Origin of the sequence: Winslowiella sp. 2C04 (assembly GCF_050037805.1) — a bacterium.
Classification (GTDB): Bacteria; Pseudomonadota; Gammaproteobacteria; order Enterobacterales; family Enterobacteriaceae; genus Erwinia; species Erwinia toletana_A.
The window spans coordinates 105,955-131,377 of the sequence record NZ_CP188300.1; the positions used below are offsets into that span (position 1 = coordinate 105,955).

19 protein-coding genes, 4 tRNA genes and 1 rRNA gene are annotated in these 25,423 nt (G+C 50.3%); 21 read left to right on the forward strand and 3 right to left on the reverse strand.

What is annotated here, in order from left to right:
- Positions 1-100: 100 nt before the first annotated feature.
- The 3 genes from rrf (at position 101) to birA (ending at position 2,378) form a co-directional block, all read left to right on the forward strand.
- A 5S ribosomal RNA gene (gene rrf / locus ACP3TC_RS00505) occupies positions 101-216 on the forward strand.
- Between the two features lie 165 nt (positions 217-381).
- Positions 382-1,419 carry a UDP-N-acetylmuramate dehydrogenase gene (murB, locus tag ACP3TC_RS00510; RefSeq protein WP_426817311.1) on the forward strand — a complete coding sequence of 346 codons (1,038 nt, stop codon included), beginning with the start codon at positions 382-384 and terminating at the stop codon, positions 1,417-1,419.
- Positions 1,416-2,378: a bifunctional biotin--[acetyl-CoA-carboxylase] ligase/biotin operon repressor BirA gene (gene birA, locus ACP3TC_RS00515; RefSeq protein WP_426817312.1), complete on the forward strand. Its 963-nt coding sequence runs from the start codon at positions 1,416-1,418 to the stop codon at positions 2,376-2,378. Before murB ends, birA begins: the two co-directional genes overlap by 4 nt.
- 81 nt (positions 2,379-2,459) lie before the next feature.
- On the opposite strand, the gene ACP3TC_RS00520 is transcribed toward birA, so the two are convergent.
- Positions 2,460-2,840 (reverse strand): hypothetical protein, encoded by a 381-nt coding sequence (locus tag ACP3TC_RS00520; RefSeq protein WP_426817313.1) that lies wholly within the window; start codon positions 2,838-2,840, stop codon positions 2,460-2,462.
- Positions 2,841-3,424: 584 nt separating this feature from the next.
- Between ACP3TC_RS00520 and ACP3TC_RS00525 the strand changes: the two genes are divergently transcribed.
- From ACP3TC_RS00525 to ACP3TC_RS00545, 5 genes are all read left to right on the forward strand, one after another.
- A complete protein-coding gene (locus ACP3TC_RS00525) occupies positions 3,425-3,958 on the forward strand; it encodes a fimbrial protein (protein ID WP_313854335.1) in 534 nt (177 codons plus the stop codon).
- A 163-nt stretch (positions 3,959-4,121) separates the two neighbouring features.
- Entirely contained in the window at positions 4,122-6,641 is a 2,520-nt protein-coding gene (locus ACP3TC_RS00530; RefSeq protein WP_426817314.1) for an outer membrane usher protein, read from the forward strand.
- A gap of 49 nt (positions 6,642-6,690) precedes the next feature.
- A complete protein-coding gene (locus tag ACP3TC_RS00535) occupies positions 6,691-7,440 on the forward strand; it encodes a fimbria/pilus periplasmic chaperone (protein WP_390902467.1) in 750 nt (249 codons plus the stop codon).
- Positions 7,437-7,994 (forward strand): fimbrial protein, encoded by a 558-nt coding sequence (locus ACP3TC_RS00540; protein WP_426817315.1) that lies wholly within the window; start codon positions 7,437-7,439, stop codon positions 7,992-7,994. Before ACP3TC_RS00535 ends, ACP3TC_RS00540 begins: the two co-directional genes overlap by 4 nt.
- A 91-nt stretch (positions 7,995-8,085) precedes the next feature.
- Positions 8,086-8,859, forward strand: a complete 774-nt coding sequence (locus ACP3TC_RS00545; RefSeq protein ID WP_426818226.1) for a hypothetical protein — start codon at positions 8,086-8,088, stop codon at positions 8,857-8,859.
- Between the two features lie 46 nt (positions 8,860-8,905).
- On the opposite strand, the gene coaA is transcribed toward ACP3TC_RS00545, so the two are convergent.
- Together coaA and ACP3TC_RS00555 are read right to left on the reverse strand one after the other, a co-directional pair.
- Positions 8,906-9,856, reverse strand: a complete 951-nt coding sequence (gene coaA / locus ACP3TC_RS00550) for a type I pantothenate kinase (RefSeq protein ID WP_313854328.1) — start codon at positions 9,854-9,856, stop codon at positions 8,906-8,908.
- A gap of 206 nt (positions 9,857-10,062) precedes the next feature.
- Positions 10,063-10,611, reverse strand: a complete 549-nt coding sequence (locus ACP3TC_RS00555) for a GNAT family N-acetyltransferase (protein WP_426817316.1) — start codon at positions 10,609-10,611, stop codon at positions 10,063-10,065.
- 375 nt (positions 10,612-10,986) lie between these two features.
- Here ACP3TC_RS00555 and ACP3TC_RS00560 point away from each other — a divergent pair.
- The 13 genes from ACP3TC_RS00560 to rpoC all read left to right on the forward strand — a co-directional run bounded on the left by ACP3TC_RS00560 (position 10,987) and on the right by rpoC (position 25,262).
- Positions 10,987-11,062 (forward strand) — tRNA-Thr (locus tag ACP3TC_RS00560).
- Positions 11,063-11,073: 11 nt separating this feature from the next.
- Positions 11,074-11,158: transfer RNA gene (locus ACP3TC_RS00565), tRNA-Tyr, on the forward strand.
- 120 nt (positions 11,159-11,278) lie between these two features.
- Positions 11,279-11,353 (forward strand) — tRNA-Gly (locus ACP3TC_RS00570).
- A gap of 7 nt (positions 11,354-11,360) precedes the next feature.
- Positions 11,361-11,436: transfer RNA gene (locus tag ACP3TC_RS00575), tRNA-Thr, on the forward strand.
- A gap of 115 nt (positions 11,437-11,551) precedes the next feature.
- The gene (gene tuf / locus ACP3TC_RS00580) at positions 11,552-12,736 is read left to right on the forward strand and encodes an elongation factor Tu (RefSeq protein WP_313854325.1); all 1,185 of its coding nucleotides are present in this window, start codon (positions 11,552-11,554) and stop codon (positions 12,734-12,736) included.
- A gap of 232 nt (positions 12,737-12,968) precedes the next feature.
- Complete coding sequence (gene secE, locus ACP3TC_RS00585; RefSeq protein WP_313854324.1) at positions 12,969-13,352, forward strand: preprotein translocase subunit SecE; 384 nt, start codon at positions 12,969-12,971, stop codon at positions 13,350-13,352.
- A gap of 1 nt (position 13,353) precedes the next feature.
- Positions 13,354-13,899: a transcription termination/antitermination protein NusG gene (gene nusG / locus ACP3TC_RS00590; protein ID WP_012439920.1), complete on the forward strand. Its 546-nt coding sequence runs from the start codon at positions 13,354-13,356 to the stop codon at positions 13,897-13,899.
- Between the two features lie 233 nt (positions 13,900-14,132).
- Entirely contained in the window at positions 14,133-14,561 is a 429-nt protein-coding gene (gene rplK, locus ACP3TC_RS00595; protein WP_313854322.1) for a 50S ribosomal protein L11, read from the forward strand.
- A gap of 3 nt (positions 14,562-14,564) precedes the next feature.
- Positions 14,565-15,269, forward strand: coding sequence for a 50S ribosomal protein L1 (gene rplA, locus ACP3TC_RS00600; protein ID WP_313854320.1), 705 nt, complete (start codon positions 14,565-14,567; stop codon positions 15,267-15,269).
- A 377-nt stretch (positions 15,270-15,646) separates the two neighbouring features.
- Complete coding sequence (gene rplJ, locus ACP3TC_RS00605) at positions 15,647-16,150, forward strand: 50S ribosomal protein L10 (RefSeq protein WP_313854319.1); 504 nt, start codon at positions 15,647-15,649, stop codon at positions 16,148-16,150.
- 68 nt (positions 16,151-16,218) lie between these two features.
- A complete protein-coding gene (gene rplL, locus ACP3TC_RS00610) occupies positions 16,219-16,584 on the forward strand; it encodes a 50S ribosomal protein L7/L12 (RefSeq protein ID WP_052902630.1) in 366 nt (121 codons plus the stop codon).
- Positions 16,585-16,911: 327 nt separating this feature from the next.
- A complete protein-coding gene (rpoB, locus tag ACP3TC_RS00615) occupies positions 16,912-20,940 on the forward strand; it encodes a DNA-directed RNA polymerase subunit beta (protein WP_313854318.1) in 4,029 nt (1,342 codons plus the stop codon).
- 98 nt (positions 20,941-21,038) lie between these two features.
- Positions 21,039-25,262, forward strand: a complete 4,224-nt coding sequence (gene rpoC, locus ACP3TC_RS00620; protein ID WP_313854317.1) for a DNA-directed RNA polymerase subunit beta' — start codon at positions 21,039-21,041, stop codon at positions 25,260-25,262.
- Positions 25,263-25,423 lie beyond the last annotated feature (161 nt).

The window sequence follows — 25,423 nt, forward strand, 5'->3', positions numbered from 1 at the left end:
TGTTTTTGGTGGTTGTGATGTGAGAGAACCATCAATATTCAGCTTGTTCGAAACGGATTGATTCGCGTGGCCCGCAGGGCGGCGCGGATAACAGAATTTGCCTGGCGGCTTTAGCGCGGTGGTCCCACCTGACCCCATGCCGAACTCAGAAGTGAAACGCCGTAGCGCCGATGGTAGTGTGGGGTCTCCCCATGCGAGAGTAGGGAACTGCCAGGCATCAAATTGCGAAAACCCCCAGCGTAAGCTGGGGGTTTTTTGCGTTTAAAGCCCCTGAAAATCCTCTTCTATGCTGTGATAACAGCATCTCATTCATCATTTTTTCCATTAAAAAGCCTGACAATCGGGTAAACTGTGCGCAGATAAATCAGTAAAGGCTCAGTCATGTCCCGCGATATCAATTCACTAAAGCCCTTTAATACCTTCGGAATCGACGCAAATGCCAGGAAAATCATCCTTGCTGAAACCGCGGAGCAGCTCTCTGAAGCATGGCACGAGAGTCGAAGTGCTGCCGTCCCTTTTTTGTTACTTGGAGAGGGCAGCAATGTGCTTTTTCTGGAGTGCTTTGCGGGAATAGTTGCGGTTAACCGATTGAAAGGTATCAAAGTTACTGAGGATGATGATGCCTGGTTATTGCATGTGGCTGCCGGCGAGAACTGGCATGCTCTGGTCGAATACAGCCTGAAGAATGGTTTCTCTGGTCTGGAGAATCTGGCGCTGATCCCGGGTTGTGTAGGTTCTGCTCCAATCCAGAATATCGGTGCTTATGGCGTCGAATTGAATCAAATCTGCGATTACGTTGATGTGCTGAATCTCAATAGTGGAGAAATTGAGCACATCCCTGCCGAAGCGTGTCAGTTTGGTTATCGCGATAGTGTATTTAAACATCACTATCGCGAGGGCTATGCCATCGTCGCAGTTGGTTTACGTTTGAAAAAGGCCTGGAAGCCTGTCATGACCTATGGTGATTTAACCCGGTTGGATCCATCGACGGTTACTCCACAGGAAATTTTTGACAGCGTATGCAACATGCGTCGCAGTAAGCTTCCCGATCCGCAGGTTACGGGTAATGCGGGAAGCTTTTTTAAAAATCCGGTAATAAGCCCTGAACAAGCTGCTGGGATTGCCAGTGAATTTCCACAGGTCCCTCAGTATTTGCAGGCCGATGGTCAGGTGAAACTGGCGGCTGGCTGGCTGATCGATCAATGCGATCTTAAAGGATATTGCAAAGGTGGGGCGGCGGTACATCGTCAGCAGGCACTGGTAATTATCAATCAGCAGCAGGCAACGGCTGAGGATATCGTCGCCTTAGCCCATGATATTCGTCAGCGTGTCGGTGATAAATTTGATGTCTGGCTCGAACCTGAAGTGCGTTTTATTGGAGCCACCGGCGAGAAAAATGCTGTCGAGGTGATCGCATGAGAGATAATACCGTACCCTTAGCACTGGTCAGCATCTTAGCTGATGGTGAATTCCATTCTGGCGAACAACTCGGTGAAACGCTGGGAATGAGTCGTGCGGCGATCAATAAACATATCCAGACCCTAAAAGACTGGGGACTGGATGTTTTTACTGTGACCGGAAAAGGCTACAGTCTTGCTGCGCCGATCCAGTTACTTAATGAAGAAAGCATTGCTCTACAACTGGATAAACACCGTGTTTCAGTGATCCCGGTAATTGATTCAACTAATCAGTATCTGCTGGATCGTATGGACTCATTGCAGTCTGGTGATGCTTGTGTGGCGGAATATCAACAAGCTGGTCGTGGCCGTCGCGGTCGTCAGTGGTTTTCCCCTTTTGGTTCTAATCTCTACTTATCAATGTTCTGGCGCCTGGAGCAGGGCCCTGCTGCCGCTATGGGGCTGAGCCTGGTTATCGGTATTGTCATGGCGGAAGTGCTTCAGGAGCTGGGTGCCAAAGATGTCAGAGTAAAATGGCCTAACGATCTTTATTTACAGGATCGTAAACTGGCTGGCATTCTGGTGGAACTGACGGGAAAAACGGGTGATGCAGCTAATCTGGTGATTGGTGCCGGTATAAATCTGGCAATGCGTTTACCTGATGCATCAGTGGTAAATCAGGGCTGGATCAATCTGCAAGAAGCCGGTATCAATATTGATCGCAATGCGTTGACGGCAATGCTGGTGAATAAACTGCGCCGTACACTGCTGGACTTTGAACGTGACGGACTGGCTCCGTTTCTTCAACGCTGGGCAGCACTGGATAACTTCATCAATCGACCGGTTAAATTACTGATAGGCGATCGTGAGGTGTTGGGAATTGCGCGCGGTATTGATCAGCAGGGTGGATTATTACTGGAGCAGGACGGCGTGACTAAATCCTGGGTAGGAGGGGAGATCTCGCTCCGACCACAACTGTAGGACCGACCCAACTGGAGGCTCTTCAGCCTCCAGTGAATGAACGTCGCAACAGGTAGTTTTGCCGCCAAAAGTAATAAAAGATTACTTTCCCGCTGACTCTGTCGAACCGTCCTTAATTAGCGCATACCATCTCAATGAGTTAGCTATTGGCGCTGGGGTAACAATCACACGCTGTTGCTCTACCAGTTTTAACAGAATACTGCGCGTTTGATATATACCCATCTCACAATCTTCAGCCAGTACCCGTGTGCTAATCCACTCCTCGTAAGCAGGTGGCGGCAACTTCTGACAGCGCTTGAGCAGAGCATTATAAAGCTCCTCAAGCAGAATATTGCGCTTTTTACCTCGGCTGATTGTTTCTGTTGCCGGTTTTTTTTTCGAACCCTGCCAGGTAATGACATCTTCCGCATGCGGCAAAAGTCCTGAGACAAAATGCTGTAAATGTAAATTTCCATTTCTCATAAATAGTGAACTCCTTGTCATGTGAATTAGCACAAAAACTTATTAAGATAGTTCTTAAAATCCCTTTCCAAACAGTTATTTATGAAAATATCTGACGGATTTTTTATCCTTTAAATGGTCAGCTATGCCGGATATTGTAGACTGTAAATGATTTTAAGGAACTAATATTTTACTAAAAATTAAATGTATAGTGTTTTGTGCTGGCTAGTATATCTTCGCGACCTGTTATGTCGCAATGAATTATCTATATTAATCTGTTAAGTGAAAAATTTCGTATTTAACTGCTGAGAAAATATTACTTTTAAATCCTATTTCTTCTTTGTAAGGTTTTAATGACAATCTGAATTAAGACTATGGGCGGAGAAGGATTCTTCGTTTAAGTAGTCTTATCGCTGAATACCGGATAATCGTTCACGATGCCATCATTCTGTCATCAGATTGTTTCTTTATAATCACTTGTATGGCAGTTGTTAAGACGTTCACTCGTGCTTGCCATTTAAAAATACACACATATCAAAATCTATATGTTCATTTTTTAAAGTGAAAGTAAATCTTGTGATTGAATTTAAAAAGGATAAGAAGTGATGGAATTTAATAAGATCATGATGACCGCAGTGATGATATTTGGTTCTGTTTCTGTCGCCGATGCCGCCGATGCCGGTCATGGTAAAGTGACGTTTAATGGAGCGATTATTGACTCACCCTGTTCAATTAGCCCTGATACAGTCGATCAGACCGTTGATCTCGGGCAGGTGTCGAATGTTGCACTGGCCGCTAACGGCAAGAATGGCACCTCCGTACCACGCCCATTCCAAATCAAACTTGAAAACTGCGATATCAGCACGCTGAAAACCGTACAAACCACCTTCTCTGGCTCAGTATCTGCATATGACCCGGATAGTCTGGGAATTAGCGGGACTGCCAGCGGTGCCAGCATCGTGATGAATGATGGCAGTAATAACAAAATAAAGTTAGGCGTTCCGACGACGCCGCAAACACTGCTGAATGGTTATAACACGCTGGTTTATAGCGCGTTTCTTCAGGGTGGCGGTGCTTCCGCTACAATTATTCCTGGAGAATTCCAAAGTATTGCTGGTTTCACACTCGCCTATCCATAAACAGGAATGGGCATGTGAAGCGCAATGTCACATGCCCATTATCACGTAAAAGTAATCGTTAATAACTCGATGTCAGCCCGGAATTTGATTCTTCACTCTTCTTGCGGTGAAAACAATGGCAGTAAGGGATTACTGAAGTGGATAACGAATAAGAAATTATCCAATGAGTAATAAAAAAAATGGCCGTTTTGCTGCTGTTGGTTGCCTGCCGAAGGCGATATTAATTGGTTTTTTACTCGATAGCTTACCCGCAGAGGCAAATGAAATTCGTTTCAACACGGATGTGATGGATGTAAAGGACAGGGGGAATATCGATTTTGCGCAGTTTTCTCGCCGTGGATTTATTTTACCCGGGAGCTATCAAATGTCCATTATGATCAATCGCCATGAATTACCCGAGCAGAACATTGATTTCTATCCTCTTGATGATAACCCAGAGGATAGCCAGGCTTGTCTGACCCACAACGATGTAGTGGCGTTTGCCATTAAACCCAATCTGTTGGACCGGCTGACCTGGTGGCACCGGGGTGAGTGCCTGGATATTTCGAGTATTGCCGGGATGGAGGTGCGGGGCGATTTGGGGCAGGGCGTACTGACCGTGAAAATTCCGCAAAACTGGCTGGAATTTCAGACTGCTGACTGGGATCCGCCTTCGCGCTGGGACGACGGCATTGCGGGTGTACTGCTGGATTATAATCTGAATATGCAGGCCGCTGAACAGCATCGTTACGCCACGCAGAATTACGCTATCAGTGGCAATGGCGTCACCGGCGCTAACCTTGATGCATGGCGCCTGCGTGCTGAGTGGCAAGGCCGCTATGATGAGAAAAAACCGGGCGGGGAAGGCCGTCAGTATGAGGTCGACTGGAGTCGCTACTATGCCTGGCGCGCACTACCCAGCCTGCGTGCGCGTCTGACGCTGGGAGAAGATAACCTCGATTCAGCTATTTTTGATAGTTTCCGCTTCATTGGCGCAAGTTTGAATTCAGACGACAGTATGTTACCGCCGGGTTTACGAGGCTATGCCGCTGAAGTTACCGGAGTAGCGCGAACTAATGCTCTGGTGGTGATTAGCCAGCAAAATCGTATTTTGTACGAAACTCAGGTACCTGCTGGCCCTTTTCGTATTCAGGAAATCAGTGATGCGGTGGCGGGTAAGCTGGATGTGCGTGTTGAAGAGCAGGATGGCAGTATTCAGCACTTTCAAACTGATACCGCGGCGATACCGTTCCTGACTCGTCCGGGCATGGTGCGTTACAAACTGGCTACCGGAAGGCCTTCGCTATTTACACATCATCTCACCGATCCACTGTTTACCAGTGCAGAAATATCATGGGGTATTGCTAATGGCTGGTCAGCTTATGGTGGCAGTATTCTTGGAGGAGAGTATCAGGCAGTGTCGGCGGGTATTGGACGTGATTTGTCTGTCCTCGGCGCATTATCTGTTGATAGCACCCTGTCGCGCGCATACGTCTCTGATGATTACAGCCTGAGCGGGGAATCCCTGCGTCTTAATTATTCCAAACGTTTTGAATCATCAGCCAGCCAGTTAAGCTTTGCCGGCTATCGTTTTTCCGATCGCGATTTTATGACGATGTCGGATTATCTGTTGGCGAAGCATGAGAATTTACTCAATCCTCACGGCAAGCAGCTTTATACACTCACCTTTAAGCAGCAGCTGATGCGCTGGAAACTGGATGCCTACCTGAATTACAGCCATCAGAGTTACTGGAATCGTCCTCACAGCGAACGATATGATCTGACCTTAGCCCGCGTTTTCGATCTGACCGGCTGGAAAAATATCAGCGTATCGCTGGCCGTTTATCGCAATAAGTTCAGTGATCGCGCCGATGATGGTGGCTGGATCTCATTCGCGCTTCCCTGGGGCGCGAAATCGACACTCAGTTCTAACCTTTCTCGCAATAATCAACAGTTCGAGCAAAGCGTTGGTTATTTCAGCAATATCGACGAGCAGCGTAACTATCAGCTGAGTGTTGGCAACACGCCTCAAGGCGGGGCTATCGGTGGCTTCTATAACCATGTGGGGAATAGTGCGCAACTGAGCGCCAGTGCTGGCTATCAACCAGGGCAGTATCGTTCTGTAGGATTATCGGCGCAGGGGGGCGCAACCCTGACGGCAGAGGGAGGGGCGTGGCATCGCGTTTCGGCATCGGGTGGTACCCGGCTGCTGGTTGATGTGGATGGAATTGCTGATGTACCGATAAGAGGATATGGCAGCCCGGTCAGGAGCAATACTTTTGGAAAGGCGGTGTTGACGGATATGCACAGCTATTACCGAAACCGCGTCCGCATTGATGTTGAAGCGCTGCCTGATGATATTGAAGCAACCCGATCGGTGGTACAGGCCACTCTGACGGAAGGTGCTATCGGTTATCGCAAATTCAATGTCATTGCCGGTCAGAAAGCGATGGTCAATATCCGCCTCGATAAGGGGGATTTTCCGCCATTTGGGGCATTGCTACGCAATGAGAAATTGCAGCAGACCGGTATGGTCAGCGATGAGGGCAATGCCTGGCTGAGTGGAGTCCGGCCCGGAGCACGAATGTCGGTCGAGTGGGCCAATAGCGTGCAGTGCTATATACAAATACCGCATTCGTTATCAGATCAGCCGTTATCAGCGTTGAGTCTGCCCTGCCGTCGATGGCAGGGTGGTGCTGGATAGCTTTTTTAGACCGTCATTCGATAATCGTCACAGGGATGGACAGCGTGATATGAAACTCAATTTGCCCGGCTGCACCATGGTCGTCGCCTTGCTGGTGAACCTGAATATACCCACTGCAGTGGCTGCTATTGCGCTCGACCGCACCAGAGTTATCTATAACGCCGGCGACAGGGCGATCAGCCTCAGTATCAGTAACGAAAATAAGCAATTGCCCTTTTTAGCTCAGGGCTGGCTGACCGACGAGCAGGGAGAAAAAAATAGCTTGCCCTTAGTGGTGCTGCCTCCGGTTCAACGCGTTGAGCCAGGTGAAAGAAGCCAGATAAAAATACAGGCGCTAGCGGCCGCCGAACGGCTGCCGCAGGATCGCGAGAGCCTTTTCTATTTTAATCTGCGTGAAATTCCGCCGCGTAGCGACAAGCCGAATACTTTACAAATTGCGCTGCAAACCAGCATTAAGCTGTTTTATCGGCCAACCGCGATTGTGCCCGGTGACGCGGAGCGGCTGACGCCGTGGCAGCAGCAGCTGATGCTGACCCGGCTCGACGATCGCTATCAGATCGATAATCCGACGCCTTACTTCATTACGCTGGTAGATGCGAGGAGCAATCATAACAACACTACGGCGACGGGATTTGCACCACTAATGATTGCACCACGAGATAAATCATGGCTGGGAGGTTCGCTATCCAGCCTGGGCTCAGCGCCGGTGCTGACTTACGTTAATGACTACGGTGGGCGCGTTGAGCTGAAATTTCGCTGTGAGGCAGACCGATGCCGGGTGGCGAAGCAGAGCCAATGATGATCGATCCCCCCGGAGTTAAGCACAGGCAGCCATGCAAAAAAAACGGCAGCTGGCTGGAAAGAATCCTGTTGCTCTGCAGTGCATCGGTTGTCGCGGTCATTTTTACCGTGTGGAGTGTTGCACATGCGCTCCCGCAGCAAAATTTAACGCTGCGTGTGGTACTGATTACTCCTGCCTGCATCATTAATCAGGGCCAGCAGATAGCGGTCGATTTTGGCGATAACCTTAACGCGGAAAACGTCGACGGGCAGCATTATCGGCAAAATATCGATTTTCAGCTGGACTGCCCCGGTGCCCCCTTAGCCTCAATGGTGACATTGACGCTGACTGGGGCAGTCAGCCCTTTTGATATCACCGCACTGGATACCAACATGCCGGATTTGGCAATAAGAGTATTGCTGGATGGGGCGCCACTGGAGATTAACAAACCGGTATCGATAGATATTGGCCAGCCACCGCTGCTGCAAGCGGTGCCGGTTAAGCGTCAAGGGACGGTGCTGGCGCGCGGTCAGATCAGGGCCACCGCCACTCTGCGTGCAGCTTACCTTTAGGCTGCCACGCTATGTGAGTAAAGATGGCCGGAGGAGTAATGGAATGTTAATCAAATTAATCGGGACGATGATTATCCTGCTGAATCTATTTATGCAGCAGGTGAGGGCGGGGGCTTATGTCTTTCCTCTCTCGTTCGACAATCTCCAGGTCGTTCATCGTTTGGCAGGTTGGGAGGAAAACGAAACTGATCTAAATCCCTGCTATAAGTGGCCAAGTTGTTATGTCGGCCTGGACGTTATGTATCGTTCGCACGCACCGAGTATGTATTCATCCTGCGCACTGAATAATAACTGTCTTCGTATTGAAAAACTGCGTACCCGCAGAGAGGTGATGGAAGCGTGGCGACATGCAAAAGGTATCCCATATACCGGTGTGTTTAACGTCGAAAGTCGACAAGCCACTTGTGTCGGGATGTTCTACATCGATCAACCTCAGCACCCCACACCAGAGACCCGCAGCGCCGTAAAGTTTCCGGGATCGGTATGCGGTGAGCTGCCGCCGGAGAATCAGTCATGTCACGTTATTCTGCCGCTGGAAATTAATTTTGGCGTGCTGAGTAGCGTGCAGATTAATGATACTGCTCAGGAAATTACCGGGCAGTTATACTGCTCATTGGCCGGAACGGTCAGCGTGTTTGCTGAATCGCTGTTGGGAGAGCGCCAAATCTATTTTGATGGTGCCAGGCGAAATTTTTACAGCACCCTGGCTATTGATAATCAGGATGCGTGGGATGGCGTAACATTTACGCTGCAGGGCAACAACGTGCGACAAAGTTTTACTTTGAAAGCCACTCTCGGAGCCAAAAGCCTGCCGCAGGCGGGAAATTATACCGCCAGCGGCATTATTTATATCTCTTACCTGTAATGCGTCAGCACCGCAGAGCGAAATCTGCGGTACCTGAAGGGAACGGCTATTTACGCAATCGTACGCATTCCACGGCATGATCGGCGCTTTTGGTCATAATCAGGCTGGCGCGTTCACGAGTGGGCAAGATATTTTGCTTAAGGTTCAGCCAGTTAATCTCTTTCCATAACTGCATCGCGATATTAACTGCTTCCTGCTCAGAGAGCTGAGCATAGTGATGAAAATAGGAGTCAGGATCGGTAAATGCGCCCTGGCGGAATTTCAGGAAGCGATTGATATACCATCTTTCCAGCAACTCTTCTGGCGCATCAACATAGATTGAGAAATCGACAAAGTCAGAGACGAAGACATGATGCGGATCGTGCGGATAATCCATTCCGGTCTGTAATACGTTCAGGCCCTCGAGAATCAGGATATCGGGTTGCTGTACCACTTTATCCCCATCGGGGATCACATCATAAATCAGATGCGAATAGACCGGCGCGGTAACCTGTGAGGAGCCTGATTTCAGGTCAGAAACAAAATTGACCAGGCGATGCATATCATAGGATTGTGGAAATCCCTTTTTCTTCATCAACCCACGCTCTTTCAGCACGTCATTAGGGTGCAAAAAGCCGTCGGTAGTAATCAGTTCAACGCGTCTGTGTTCTGGCCAACGGCTCAGCAGCGCCTGCAGCACGCGTGCTGTGGTGCTTTTGCCGACGGCAACGCTGCCGGCAATGCTGATAATATAAGGAACCTTCTGGCCATTAGTGCCCAGAAACTGTTCGAGCACCGCCTGACGACGCACGTTGGAACTGATATAAAAATTCAGCAAACGTGACAGAGGCAGATAGATCTCGGCCACTTCTTCCAGCGAAAGATCTTCGTTAATACCTTTCAGTTGTGCAATTTCTACTTCTGAAAGCGTCATTGGCACGGAGTCACGTAATGCTGCCCATTGGGTTCTGTCGAACTCTAAGTAGGGCGTAGTCACCAGGGAATCTTTTTTGCTCATATGCATGCTTCTGCCAGCAAATATCTATCCATCTGCACGTTATATAAGGGCTGGCATGATAACGCCATCTCCTTAATTCGTTCACGTACTCAGGGAAATATCAGAAAACAATGCGCAGGAGGTTAACACCAGTAAGGCGTGAAAAAGAAGGAAAAAGATAAATGTGCAGGCGCAATCGCAACAACGCCCGCACTTTTGTACTTTTGTTAACTGGCAATTGAAGGAATCAGCTGGTTAACGGCAAACAGTCTCTTGTAATAGATCACCGACGCATGGAAATAGCCATCGGGGGAGCTGGCGAAATCGGGAATTTCACCGAGGCAGTGATAACCCTGGGCGCGCCAGAAAGCTTCAGAAGCTGAACCTGCCCGCGTATTCAGGCAGAGCAAGCCGCGCTGCTGATCATGTGCGCTGCGCTCAAGGGCGGCGATCAGCATTTTGGCCGTGCCCTGACGTCTGACGCGCGAGTGCACCAGCAGTTTATGAATCTCTGCGCGGTTCTGACCATCTGGCTTTTGACAGATCTCCAGCTGGATGCTGCCGCGCACTCCTTGTGCGTCACGGGCAATCCACAGCTGCCGTTCGCCTTTGGCGATCCCGGAGCGCAGGCTATGAAAGTAACTCTCCGCGGCTTCGCGCGTTAATCGTTGCTGATAACCTACGGAAGCATTACTGGCGACAGCATCCATTAACAGACTGGCCAACTCGCTACGATACATCGGTAAGGTGGTAGCATTGAGCAAGATGATTTTCATGCGATCCCCTCCTTAGTGATATTCACTATTCAGATGCAATAAGCGATCCAGTGCTGACATCATGGGACATCGGGGTTACGTTTTACGCCTGAGCATAAATTGCACTATCAATGAGCAGCAGTGCAATGCTGGTGGTGCAAATGAGGATGTTTGTATAAATAGTGACCGAACAGTTGTCAGCAAAATAATTAAACCACTGCATAGTTGAGAGATGGCCGCAGAAAAAAGCGCTGACGAATCGTTTTTTTTGTGCGTTTTTTCTCCATTAAAGCGTGAATTTGCGAAGTTTTGCACAAATAACAAGCGAAAGAACAATTATCGCAATTTTTTTGTTGCATCCCACGCCAGCACTTCCTAGAATGCGCACCACTTGATGCCGGCTTAGCTCAGTTGGTAGAGCAACTGACTTGTAATCAGTAGGTCACCAGTTCGATTCCGGTAGCCGGCACCATCAAGTACCCAGGTGGGGTTCCCGAGCGGCCAAAGGGAGCAGACTGTAAATCTGCCGTCACAGACTTCGAAGGTTCGAATCCTTCTCCCACCACCATATTCAGGCTGAGCTCAAGCACAGTCAGGGTCAACAGGTTAAACCGGTTGGCTCGAATAATAAGAAGCTCATCTTATTATTCATAAGCTACAGAAAGAACAGGTAGCCGAGTTCCAGGTTGCGGGCATCGTATAATGGCTATTACCTCAGCCTTCCAAGCTGATGATGCGGGTTCGATTCCCGCTGCCCGCTCCAAAGATGTGCTGATATGGCTCAGTTGGTAGAGCGCACCCTTGGTAAGGGTGAGGTCCCCAGTTCGACTCTGGGTATCAGCACCACTTCATAATCTCCCTCCCTGATTCTTCTCTGTTACCAAAAAAATTCAACAGTTCAGGCTATGCCTGGTTGATGTGGTGATATCACCGATTTATCCGTGTCTTAGAGGGACAATCGATGTCTAAAGAAAAATTTGAACGTTCAAAACCGCACGTCAACGTCGGTACTATCGGCCACGTTGACCATGGTAAAACTACCCTGACTGCAGCTATCACCACCGTACTGGCTAAAACCTACGGCGGTTCTGCTCGTGCATTCGACCAGATCGATAACGCGCCAGAAGAAAAAGCTCGTGGTATCACCATCAACACCTCTCACGTTGAGTATGACACCCCGACTCGCCACTACGCGCACGTTGACTGCCCGGGACACGCCGACTACGTCAAAAACATGATCACCGGTGCTGCTCAGATGGACGGCGCTATCCTGGTTGTTGCTGCGACTGATGGCCCAATGCCTCAGACCCGTGAGCACATCCTGCTGGGTCGCCAGGTTGGCGTTCCTTACATCATCGTGTTCCTGAACAAATGTGACATGGTTGATGACGAAGAGCTGCTGGAACTGGTTGAGATGGAAGTTCGTGAACTGCTGTCTGCATACGATTTCCCAGGCGACGATCTGCCGATCGTTCGTGGTTCTGCTCTGAAAGCGCTGCAAGGCGAAGCTGAGTGGGAAGAGAAAATCGTTGAGCTGGCAGGTTACCTGGATTCTTACATCCCAGAGCCAGAGCGTGCGATTGATAAGCCATTCCTGCTGCCTATCGAAGACGTATTCTCCATCTCCGGCCGTGGTACTGTTGTTACCGGTCGTGTAGAGCGCGGTATCGTTAAAGTTGGTGAAGAAGTTGAAATCGTTGGTATCAAAGATACCGTGAAATCTACTTGTACCGGCGTTGAAATGTTCCGCAAACTGCTGGACGAAGGCCGTGCTGGTGAGAACGTTGGTGTTCTGCTGCGTGGTATCAAACGTGAAGACATCGAACGTGGTCAGGTTCTGGCTAAGCCAGGCTCAATCAAGCCGCACACCACTTTCGATTCAGAAGTTTACATCCTGTCTAAAGATGAAGGCGGCCGTCATACTCCGTTCTTCAAAGGCTACCGTCCACAGTTCTACTTCCGTACTACTGACGTGACCGGTACCATCGAACTGCCAGAAGGCGTTGAGATGGTAATGCCAGGCGACAACGTAAACATGAAAGTTACCCTGATCCACCCAATCGCGATGGATGACGGTCTGCGTTTCGCAATCCGTGAAGGCGGCCGTACTGTTGGTGCGGGTGTTGTTGCTAAAGTTATCGCTTAATCGCTGATAATATTTGACGCAACGCACAAGAAAAGGGCATCATTTGATGCCCTTTTTGCACGCTGTAACATAGAACCTGGCTCATCAGTGATTTTCCGTCATAATCATTGCTGAGGCAGGCTCTGTAGCACGGCGTTAAATGCCGAGTTACGCCTTCAACAGCTTTATTCGGTTTGGTTGCCTCGCATTGCGCGGGGCAAAATAGTTTCTGTTTATTGTGGCAGGTTGGTTTATGAGTGCTAATACCGAAGCTCAACGGAGCGGGCGCGGCCTGGAAGCGATAAAGTGGTTAGTCGTTGCCATTTTGCTTATCGTGGCAATCGTAGGTAACTACTACTATCGCGAAATTACATTGCCGGTACGTGCGCTGGCCGTTGTGGTGCTGATTGCCGCAGCGGGTGGCATTGCGCTGCTGACGACGAAAGGTAAAGCTACGGTGGCTTTTGCTCGTGAAGCAAGAACTGAAGTCCGTAAAGTCATTTGGCCTACTCGTCAGGAAACGTTGCATACCACCTTAATCGTTGCCGCGGTTACTGCCGTGATGTCACTGATTTTGTGGGGGCTGGATGGTATTCTGGTCCGTCTGGTATCGTTTATCACTGGCCTGAGGTTCTGAGATGTCTGAAGCTCCAAAAAAGCGCTGGTACGTCGTTCAGGCGTTTTCCGGTTTTGAAGGCCGCGTAGCACAATCGCTGCGCGAGCATATCAAGTTACACAACATGGAAGAGCTGTTTGGCGATGTCATGGTTCCAACCGAAGAAGTGGTTGAGATCCGTGGTGGTCAGCGTCGTAAAAGCGAGCGCAAGTTCTTCCCTGGTTACGTTCTGGTTCAGATGGTCATGAACGATGCAAGCTGGCACTTAGTGCGCAGCGTGCCGCGTGTCATGGGCTTCATCGGCGGAACATCAGATCGCCCGGCACCGATTAGCGATAAAGAAGTCGATGCGATCATGAACCGCTTACAACAAGTTGGCGATAAGCCACGTCCGAAAACCTTGTTCGAACCAGGCGAAATGGTGCGCGTCAACGACGGCCCGTTTGCCGACTTCAACGGTGTGGTCGAGGAAGTGGATTACGAAAAAAGCCGCCTGAAAGTGTCAGTCTCCATCTTTGGCCGTGCAACGCCAGTGGAACTCGACTTTGGTCAGGTTGAAAAAGGCTGATAGTCGCTGCGAAGCTCCGGGCGGCAGCTTGCGGTCAACCGGTTAAACAGTTTACGCATTGAACGATTATTGGTTGCAGAAGGCGCGAAATTGGCATACAATTTCGCGCCTTTTGTTTTTACATGCTGTCTCAGCGTGTAAAACGTAGATTGCACCTCAGCCTTTGGCCGGGTGCAAACGAATAATCACGGGGAGCTTCTTACGAAGCGCTATAACCCAATAGAGGAATTATCATGGCTAAGAAAGTACAAGCCTACGTCAAACTGCAAGTTTCTGCAGGTATGGCTAACCCAAGTCCACCAGTTGGTCCAGCACTGGGCCAGCAGGGTGTTAACATCATGGAATTCTGTAAAGCGTTTAACGCCAAAACAGAAAGCCTGGAAAAGGGTCTGCCAATTCCGGTTGTTATCACCGTTTATTCTGACCGTTCTTTCACCTTTATCACTAAAACCCCGCCAGCAGCAGTTCTGCTGAAAAAAGCGGCTGGTATTAAATCTGGTTCCGGTAAGCCGAACAAAGATAAAGTTGGTAAAGTAACTCGTGCTCAGGTACGTGAAATCGCAGAAACCAAAGCTGCGGACATGACTGGTTCTGACATTGAAGCGATGACTCGCTCAATCGAAGGTACTGCTCGTTCCATGGGCCTGGTAGTGGAGGACTAAGAAATGGCTAAGCTGACCAAGCGCATGCGTGTGATCCGTGACAAAGTTGATTCAACTAAACAGTATGATATCAACGAAGCTGTTGCTCTGCTGAAAGAACTGGCTACTGCTAAGTTCGTAGAAAGCGTTGACGTAGCTGTAAACCTGGGCATCGATGCTCGTAAATCTGATCAGAACGTTCGCGGTGCAACTGTACTGCCTAACGGTACTGGCCGTTCCGTTCGCGTAGCCGTATTTACTCAGGGCGCAAACGCTGAAGCTGCTAAAGCTGCAGGCGCTGAGCTGGTAGGTATGGAAGATCTGGCTGACCAGATCAAAAAAGGCGAAATGAACTTCGACGTAGTTATCGCATCTCCAGATGCAATGCGCGTTGTTGGCCAGCTGGGTCAGGTTCTGGGCCCACGTGGTCTGATGCCAAACCCGAAAGTTGGTACTGTAACTCCTAACGTTGCTGAAGCAGTTAAGAACGCTAAAGCAGGTCAGGTTCGTTATCGTAACGACAAAAACGGTATCATCCATACCACTATCGGTAAGGTTGATTTCGATACAGACAAACTGAAAGAAAACCTGGAAGCCCTGCTGATTGCGCTGAAAAAAGCGAAACCATCTCAGGCTAAAGGCGTTTTCATCAAGAAAGTTAGCCTGTCCACCACCATGGGCGCTGGCGTAGCTGTAGATCAGTCTGGTCTGAATGCAGTAGCGAACTAATTCGCTGCTTTACGCGGGCGAAAGTTTCGACTAGAATCTTACGCCCGTTGTTCTGTAAATATACAGAACCAAGATTCAAGACATTTGCGCTGAGACAAGCAGACAATGCAGTAGCTGCGCGAATGACGAAGAAGCTTAAGAATTTTCGGTTGGAGCCTGGCCTTATCCAGGCCTCCGTCCAAGACCGCAGGAGTCAGATGCTTTCGGGTTGAAGACTTAATACTTCCTGCGTAGACGGTGACAGAACCTGAAGAATATTTTTATAGTCTTTGCTGGATTCTGCTCACCGTGTGTTAGCGCTTACCTTCGGCAACGCGGGTAAGTGATGTGAGTTTCGGGGAAATCCTTCCCCGACCAAAATCCAGGAGCTAAAGCTAATGGCATTAAATCTTCAAGACAAACAAGCGATTGTTGCTGAAGTCAGCGAAGTAGCCAAAGGCGCGCTGTCTGCGGTAGTTGCGGATTCTCGTGGCGTTACCGTTGACAAAATGACCGAACTGCGTAAAGCAGGTCGTGAAGCTGGCGTTTACATGCGTGTTGTTCGTAACACCCTGCTGCGCCGCGTCGTTGAGGGTACTCAGTTTGAGTGCCTGAAAGACACGTTTGTTGGTCCGACCCTGATTGCATACTCTATGGAACACCCGGGCGCTGCTGCTCGTCTGTTCAAAGAGTTCGCGAAAGCGAATGCAAAATTTGAGGTCAAAGCTGCAGCCTTTGAAGGCGAGTTAATCACCGCGGCCAATATTGACCGTCTGGCGACTCTGCCAACTTACGATGAAGCAATCGCACGCCTGATGGCAACCATGAAAGAAGCCGCTGCCGGCAAACTGGTTCGCACTCTGGCTGCTGTACGCGATCAGAAAGAAGCAGAAGCTGCTTAATCAGCCTCGCTTTTCTTTTCTCGTTCACTTGCTTACGTACAAACTTTTTCTGAATTTAGGAACACGAAATGTCAATTACTAAAGACCAAATCATTGAAGGCGTTGCAGCTCTGTCTGTAATGGAAATCGTTGAACTGATCTCCGCTATGGAAGAGAAATTCGGCGTGTCAGCTGCTGCTGCTGTTGCAGGTCCAGCTGCTGCTGCTGAAGCTGTTGAAGAAAAAACTGAATTCGACGTTGTACTGAAAGCTATCGGCGCTAACAAAGTTGCTGTTATCAAAGCAGTACGTGGCGCAACTGGTCTGGGCCTGAAAGAAGCTAAAGACTTGGTTGAGTCTGCACCAGCAACTCTGAAAGAAGGCATCAGCAAAGATGACGCCGAAGCCCTGAAAAAGGCTCTGGAAGAAGCTGGCGCTGAAGTTGAAGTCAAATAAGACAGCCTTAACGGTTGCAGCCTGATTCGTCAGGCTGATGGCTGGTGACTTTTTGGTCACCAGCCTTTTTGCGCTCAAGGACCTCAATGGGGTTTCACACTGTTTAGCCATTGAAGTTCCTCAATATCTTTTTCTATCGACGCCTTAATATACTGCTTCCCTGTGAAGATTCCCTGTCGGCACAACAGCAATGAAATGATTTAAGAGTGATAGAAAGATGTATTGTCGGGGGGTGAGCCCTCACTTTCCGAAAAACAAAATAGTGTTGCATGAACTGTCCTCCAGGACGGACAGAGTGGGTCACTGATCAGCGAGCTGAGGAACCCTATGGTTTACTCCTATACCGAGAAAAAACGTATTCGTAAGGATTTTGGTAAACGTCCACAAGTTCTGGACATTCCATATCTCCTTTCTATCCAGCTTGACTCGTTCCAGAAGTTTATCGAGCAAGATCCGGAAGGCCAGTACGGACTGGAAGCAGCATTCCGTTCTGTTTTTCCTATTCAGAGCTACAGCGGTAATTCCGAGCTGCAATATGTCAGCTACCGCTTAGGCGAACCTGTATTTGATGTTAAAGAATGTCAGATTCGTGGCGTGACGTATTCTGCTCCGCTGCGTGTAAAACTGCGTCTGGTGATCTACGAGCGCGAAGCGCCGGAAGGCACTGTTAAAGACATCAAAGAACAAGAAGTTTACATGGGCGAAATTCCGCTCATGACCGATAACGGTACTTTCGTTATCAACGGTACAGAAAGGGTTATCGTTTCTCAGCTGCATCGTAGTCCTGGCGTATTCTTTGACAGCGATAAGGGTAAAACCCACTCATCGGGTAAAGTGCTGTATAACGCACGTATTATTCCTTATCGTGGTTCTTGGCTGGACTTCGAGTTCGATCCGAAAGACAACCTGTTCGTTCGTATTGACCGTCGCCGTAAACTGCCTGCGACCATCATTCTGCGCGCACTGAGCTTCACCACTGAACAGATCCTTGACCTGTTCTTCGCTAAAGTGGTGTATCAGATCCGTGACAACAAGCTGCAGATGGAACTGGTGCCAGAGCGTCTGCGTGGCGAAACCGCGTCCTTCGATATTGAATCGAACGGTACGGTATACGTTGAGAAAGGCCGTCGCATCACTGCACGTCATATCCGTCAGCTGGAAAAAGATAGCGTTGCGCATATCGAAGTTCCGGTTGAGTACATCGCGGGTAAAGTGGTCTCTAAAGACTACATTGACGAAAATACCGGTGAGCTGATTATTGCTGCCAACATGGAGCTGTCGCTGGATCTGCTGGCGAAACTGAGCCAGTCTGGTCACAAGCGTATTGAAACGCTGTTTACCAACGATCTGGATCACGGCGCTTACATGTCCGAGACCTTACGTGTTGACCCAACCAGCGATCGCCTGAGCGCGCTGGTTGAGATCTACCGTATGATGCGTCCTGGCGAGCCACCAACGCGTGAAGCGGCTGAAAACCTGTTCGAGAATCTGTTCTTCTCAGAAGATCGTTATGACCTTTCTGCGGTTGGCCGCATGAAGTTCAACCGTTCTCTGCTGCGTGACGAGATCGAAGGTTCCGGTATCCTGAGCAAAGACGACATCATTGAAGTGATGAAGAAGCTCATCGGTATCCGTAACGGTGTTGGCGAAGTGGATGATATCGACCACCTCGGCAACCGTCGTATCCGTTCCGTAGGCGAAATGGCAGAAAACCAGTTCCGCGTTGGCCTGGTACGTGTTGAGCGTGCGGTGAAAGAGCGTCTGTCTCTGGGCGATCTCGATACCCTGATGCCTCAGGATATGATTAACGCTAAGCCGATCTCTGCGGCAGTGAAAGAGTTCTTTGGTTCCAGCCAGCTGTCTCAATTTATGGACCAGAACAACCCGCTGTCTGAGATTACGCACAAGCGTCGTATCTCTGCACTTGGCCCGGGCGGTCTGACGCGTGAGCGTGCAGGCTTTGAAGTTCGAGACGTTCACCCGACTCACTACGGTCGTGTGTGTCCAATCGAAACGCCGGAAGGTCCAAACATCGGTCTGATCAACTCCTTGTCTGTTTATGCACAGACCAACGAGTATGGTTTCCTGGAAACCCCTTATCGTCGCGTACGTGACGGTGTGGTCACCGACGAAATTCATTACCTCTCTGCAATTGAAGAGGGTAACTACGTTATCGCTCAGGCGAACACCAACCTCGACGACGAAGGTCACTTCGTAGACGATCTGGTGACTTGCCGTAGCAAAGGCGAATCGAGCCTGTTCAGCCGCGATCAGGTTGACTACATGGACGTTTCCACCCAACAGGTGGTTTCCGTCGGTGCGTCACTGATTCCGTTCCTGGAGCACGATGACGCCAACCGCGCATTGATGGGTGCAAACATGCAACGTCAGGCGGTTCCAACTCTGCGTGCGGATAAGCCGCTGGTTGGTACCGGTATGGAACGCGCGGTTGCGGTTGACTCCGGTGTAACTGCCGTAGCGAAACGTGGTGGTACCGTTCAGTACGTTGATGCATCACGTATCGTTATCAAAGTTAACGAAGACGAAATGTATCCGGGCGAAGCCGGTATCGACATCTACAACCTGACCAAGTACACCCGTTCGAACCAGAACACCTGCATCAGCCAGATGCCGTGTGTCAACCTGGGCGAGCCGATTGAACGTGGCGATGTGCTGGCTGATGGCCCGTCTACCGATCTCGGTGAACTGGCGCTGGGTCAGAACATGCGCGTGGCGTTCATGCCGTGGAACGGCTACAACTTCGAAGACTCCATCTTAGTCTCCGAGCGCGTAGTACAGGAAGATCGCTTCACGACCATCCACATTCAGGAACTGGCATGTGTGTCGCGTGACACCAAGCTGGGGCCAGAAGAGATCACCGCTGATATCCCGAACGTGGGTGAAGCTGCGCTCTCCAAACTGGATGAGTCCGGTATCGTGTATATCGGTGCTGAAGTGACCGGTGGCGACATTCTGGTTGGTAAGGTAACGCCGAAAGGTGAAACCCAGCTGACGCCAGAAGAGAAGCTGCTGCGTGCGATCTTTGGTGAGAAAGCGTCTGATGTTAAAGACTCTTCTCTGCGCGTACCAAACGGTGTCTCCGGTACCGTTATCGACGTTCAGGTCTTTACCCGCGATGGCGTGGAAAAAGACAAGCGTGCGTTGGAAATCGAAGAGATGCAGCTGAAGCAGGCGAAGAAAGACCTGACTGAAGAACTGCAGATCCTCGAAGCTGGCCTGTTTGCGCGTATCAATTACGTGCTGGTTTCTGGCGGTGTTGAAGCCGAGAAACTGGACAAGCTGCCACGCGAGCGCTGGTTGGAACTCGGCCTGACCGACGAAGACAAGCAAAACCAGCTGGAGCAGCTGGCAGAGCAGTACGACGAGCTGAAGCACGAGTTTGAGAAGAAACTCGAAGCGAAACGCCGCAAAATCACTCAGGGCGATGATCTGGCACCAGGCGTGCTGAAAATCGTGAAAGTGTATCTGGCGGTTAAACGTCAGATCCAGCCTGGTGACAAAATGGCAGGTCGTCATGGGAACAAAGGTGTTATCTCCAAGATCAACCCGATCGAAGATATGCCTTACGATGAAAACGGCACGCCGGTAGACATCGTACTGAACCCGCTGGGCGTACCATCACGTATGAACATTGGTCAGATTCTTGAAACCCACTTGGGTATGGCTGCAAAAGGTATCGGTGAGAAAATCAACTCGATGCTGAAAAAGCAGGAAGAAGTGACCAAACTGCGTGAGTTTATCCAGCGCGCGTACGATCTGGGCACCGACGTGCGTCAGAAAGTCGATCTGAACACCTTCACCGATGATGAAGTACTGCGTCTGGCAGAGAACCTGAAAAAAGGTATGCCAATCGCAACGCCGGTGTTTGATGGTGCTAAAGAAAGCGAAATCAAAGAACTGCTGCAATTGGGTGGTTTACCGACTTCCGGTCAGATTACGCTGTTTGATGGTCGTACTGGCGAGCAGTTCGAGCGTCCGGTTACCGTTGGCTACATGTACATGCTGAAACTTAACCACCTGGTTGATGACAAAATGCATGCACGTTCTACCGGCTCTTACAGCCTCGTTACTCAGCAGCCGCTGGGTGGTAAGGCACAGTTCGGTGGTCAGCGCTTCGGTGAGATGGAAGTGTGGGCGCTTGAAGCATACGGCGCTGCCTATACGCTGCAAGAAATGCTCACCGTTAAGTCTGATGACGTCAACGGTCGTACTAAGATGTATAAGAACATCGTGGACGGCAACCATCAGATGGAACCAGGCATGCCGGAATCCTTCAACGTACTGTTGAAAGAGATCCGCTCGCTGGGTATCAACATCGAGCTGGAAGACGAGTAACTACCCGATTGGGTAAGCAGTTGTATTCGTACTGGTTACGAGGCGTCCGGGTCACACCGGACTGCCTTGAGAAGTCTCACTCCGACGGGAGCTAATCCGTGAAAGACTTACTAAAGTTTCTGAAAGCGCAAACTAAGACAGAAGAGTTTGATGCGATCAAAATTGCTCTGGCCTCGCCAGACATGATCCGTTCCTGGTCTTTCGGTGAAGTTAAAAAGCCGGAAACCATTAACTATCGTACGTTCAAACCTGAACGTGACGGTCTGTTCTGTGCGCGTATTTTCGGGCCGGTAAAAGACTATGAGTGCTTGTGCGGTAAGTACAAGCGCCTGAAGCATCGCGGTGTGATCTGTGAGAAGTGTGGCGTTGAAGTTACACAGACCAAAGTTCGCCGTGAGCGCATGGGTCACATCGAGCTGGCTTCGCCAACTGCGCACATCTGGTTCCTGAAATCGCTGCCTTCGCGCATCGGTTTACTGCTGGACATGCCACTGCGTGATATCGAACGCGTGCTGTACTTCGAATCTTATGTAGTGATCGAAGGCGGCATGACTAACCTCGAGAAGCGCCAGATCCTGACTGAAGAGCAGTATCTGGATGCGCTGGAAGAGTTTGGTGATGAATTCGATGCGAAGATGGGTGCGGAAGCTATCCAGGCGCTGTTGAAAAACATGGATCTGGAGCAAGAGTGCGAGCAGCTGCGTGAAGAGCTGAACGAAACCAACTCCGAGACCAAGCGTAAGAAGCTGACCAAGCGTATCAAGCTGCTGGAAGCGTTCGTTCAGTCTGGTAACAAACCAGAGTGGATGATCCTGACCGTGCTGCCGGTACTGCCACCTGATCTGCGTCCACTGGTTCCACTGGATGGCGGCCGTTTTGCTACGTCCGATCTGAACGACCTTTATCGTCGTGTGATCAACCGTAACAATCGTCTGAAACGTCTGCTGGATCTGGCTGCGCCAGACATCATCGTACGTAACGAAAAACGTATGCTGCAGGAAGCGGTCGATGCACTGCTGGACAACGGTCGTCGCGGTCGTGCGATTACCGGCTCTAACAAGCGTCCGCTGAAATCGCTGGCTGACATGATTAAAGGTAAGCAGGGTCGTTTCCGTCAGAACCTGCTGGGTAAACGTGTCGACTACTCTGGTCGTTCCGTTATTACCGTAGGTCCATACCTGCGCCTGCATCAGTGCGGCCTGCCGAAGAAAATGGCACTGGAACTGTTCAAACCGTTTATCTACGGCAAGCTGGAACTGCGTGGCCTCGCGACCACCATTAAAGCCGCCAAGAAAATGGTTGAGCGTGAAGAAGCTGTCGTCTGGGATATCCTCGACGAAGTGATCCGCGAACACCCGGTGTTGCTGAACCGTGCACCAACACTGCACCGTCTGGGCATCCAGGCGTTTGAGCCAGTACTGATCGAAGGTAAAGCTATTCAGCTGCACCCACTGGTCTGTGCGGCATACAACGCTGACTTCGATGGTGACCAGATGGCTGTTCACGTACCGCTGACGCTGGAAGCCCAGCTGGAAGCGCGTGCGCTGATGATGTCTACCAACAACATCCTGTCTCCAGCGAACGGTGAGCCAATCATTGTTCCTTCTCAGGACGTTGTACTGGGTCTGTACTACATGACCCGTGACTGTGTTAACGCCAAAGGCGAAGGCATGGTGCTGACCGGCCCGAAAGAAGCCGAGCGCATCTACCGTGCTGGCCTGGCATCGCTGCATGCTCGCGTTAAAGTGCGTATTACTGAGCACGAGAAAAACGAGCAGGACGAGTGGGTTGAGAAAACCAGCCTGATCGACACCACCGTTGGTCGCGCCATCCTGTGGATGATCGTGCCTAAAGGTCTGCCTTACTCCATCGTCAACCAGGCGCTGGGTAAGAAAGCGATCTCCAAAATGCTGAACACCTGTTACCGCATTTTGGGCCTGAAGCCGACGGTTATCTTTGCTGACCAGACCATGTACACCGGTTTTGCCTACGCTGCCCGTTCAGGTGCATCGGTAGGTATCGACGATATGGTCATTCCGGCGAAGAAAGTGGAAATCATCACTGAAGCGGAAGCTGAAGTTGCTGAAATCCAGCAGCAGTTCCAGTCTGGTCTGGTTACCGCTGGCGAACGCTACAACAAAGTGATCGATATCTGGGCTGCAGCTAACGAACGCGTTGCTAAAGCGATGATGGAAAACCTGTCGACTGAAACCGTGATTAACCGTGACGGTGTTGAAGAGCGTCAGGTTTCTTTCAACAGCATCTTTATGATGGCCGACTCCGGTGCGCGTGGTTCTGCGGCACAGATTCGTCAGCTGGCAGGTATGCGTGGTCTGATGGCGAAACCAGATGGTTCGATCATCGAGACGCCAATCACTGCGAACTTCCGTGAAGGTCTGAACGTACTCCAGTACTTCATCTCCACGCACGGTGCACGTAAAGGTCTGGCGGATACCGCACTGAAAACTGCGAACTCCGGTTATCTGACGCGTCGTCTGGTTGACGTTGCACAGGATCTGGTCGTAACCGAAGACGACTGTGGTACCCACGAAGGTATCCTGATGACGCCGGTTATCGAAGGTGGTGATGTTAAAGAACCACTGCGTGAGCGCGTACTCGGCCGTGTTACTGCGGAAGACGTTCTCAAGCCAGGTACTGCAGACATTCTGCTGCCACGTAACACTCTGCTGCACGAGCACCAGTGTGACCTGTTGGAAGAGCACTCTGTCGACAGCCTGAAAGTCCGCTCCGTGGTAAGTTGTGAAACTGACTTCGGTGTGTGTGCACACTGTTATGGACGCGATCTGGCGCGTGGTCACATCATCAATAAAGGTGAAGCGATCGGCGTTATTGCAGCACAGTCCATCGGTGAGCCGGGTACTCAGCTGACCATGCGTACGTTCCACATCGGTGGTGCGGCATCGCGTGCGGCAGCCGAATCCAGCATTCAGGTGAAGAACAAAGGTACTATCAAGCTGACCAACGCGAAATCGGTAACGAACTCCGCTGGTAAGCTGGTGATCACCTCGCGTAACGTTGAACTGAAAATGATCGACGAATTTGGTCGTACCAAAGAGAGCTATAAAGTTCCTTACGGTGCCACCATGGCGAAAGGTGATGGCGAACAGGCCGCAGCGGGCGAAACCGTCGCGAACTGGGATCCGCATACCATGCCAGTTATCACCGAAGTGAGTGGTTTCATTCGCTTCACGGATATGGTCGACGGCCAGAGCATCACCCGTCAGACTGACGACTTAACCGGTCTTTCTTCACTGGTTATCCTCGACAGTGCTGAGCGTACTACCGGTGGTAAAGATCTGCGTCCGGCACTGAAAATCGTTGATGCGAACGGTAATGATGTTCTGATCCCTGGTTCAGATATGCCAGCTCAGTACTTCCTGCCAGGCAAAGCGATCGTCCAGCTGGAAGATGGTATTAAGATCAGTTCAGGTGATACCCTGGCGCGTGTTCCTCAGGAATCAGGCGGTACCAAGGATATTACCGGTGGTCTGCCACGCGTTGCGGATCTGTTCGAAGCCCGTCGTCCGAAAGAGCCGGCAATCCTGGCTGAGATCAGCGGTATTATTTCCTTCGGTAAAGAGACCAAAGGTAAACGCCGTCTGGTGATCACCCCGATTGATGGCAGCGAACACTACGAAGAGATGATTCCTAAGTGGCGTCAGCTTAACGTGTTCGAAGGTGAGCGCGTAGAACGTGGTGATGTGGTTTCCGATGGTCCAGAGTCTCCGCATGACATTCTGCGTCTGCGTGGCGTGCATGCTGTGACCCGTTATATCACTAACGAAGTGCAGGAAGTTTACCGTCTGCAAGGCGTTAAGATTAACGATAAACACATCGAAGTCATTGTTCGTCAGATGCTGCGTAAAGCAACCATCGAGAACAACGGTAGTTCAGACTTCCTGGACGGTGAGCAGGTCGAGTTCTCGCGCGTTAAAATCGCGAACCGCGATCTGGAAAACAGCGGCAAGATTGCAGCGACCTTTGCACGCGATCTGCTGGGTATCACCAAGGCATCTCTGGCAACCGAATCGTTCATCTCTGCGGCATCGTTCCAGGAGACCACACGTGTCCTGACCGAAGCAGCCGTTGCAGGTAAACGTGACGAACTGCGCGGCCTGAAAGAGAACGTAATCGTGGGTCGTCTGATCCCAGCCGGTACCGGTTACGCTTATCACCAGGATCGTATGCGTCGCCGTCAGGCAGGTGAAGCACCAGTAGTACCTCAGGTGACTGCAGATGAAGCATCTGCAAGTCTGGCTGAACTGCTGAATGCAGGCCTCGGTGGTAGCGACAACGATTAATCGTTAGTCTGCTATTACGCTATAAAAACCGCTCTTCGGAGCGGTTTTTTTATGCACAGAATTTGGCTGACCTGGGAAATTTCGTATATTTCAACGATTAATGGCGTTCTGAACGGTGCATGCGTATTTTTATCAGGCCACCTAATGTTAAGGACATCATA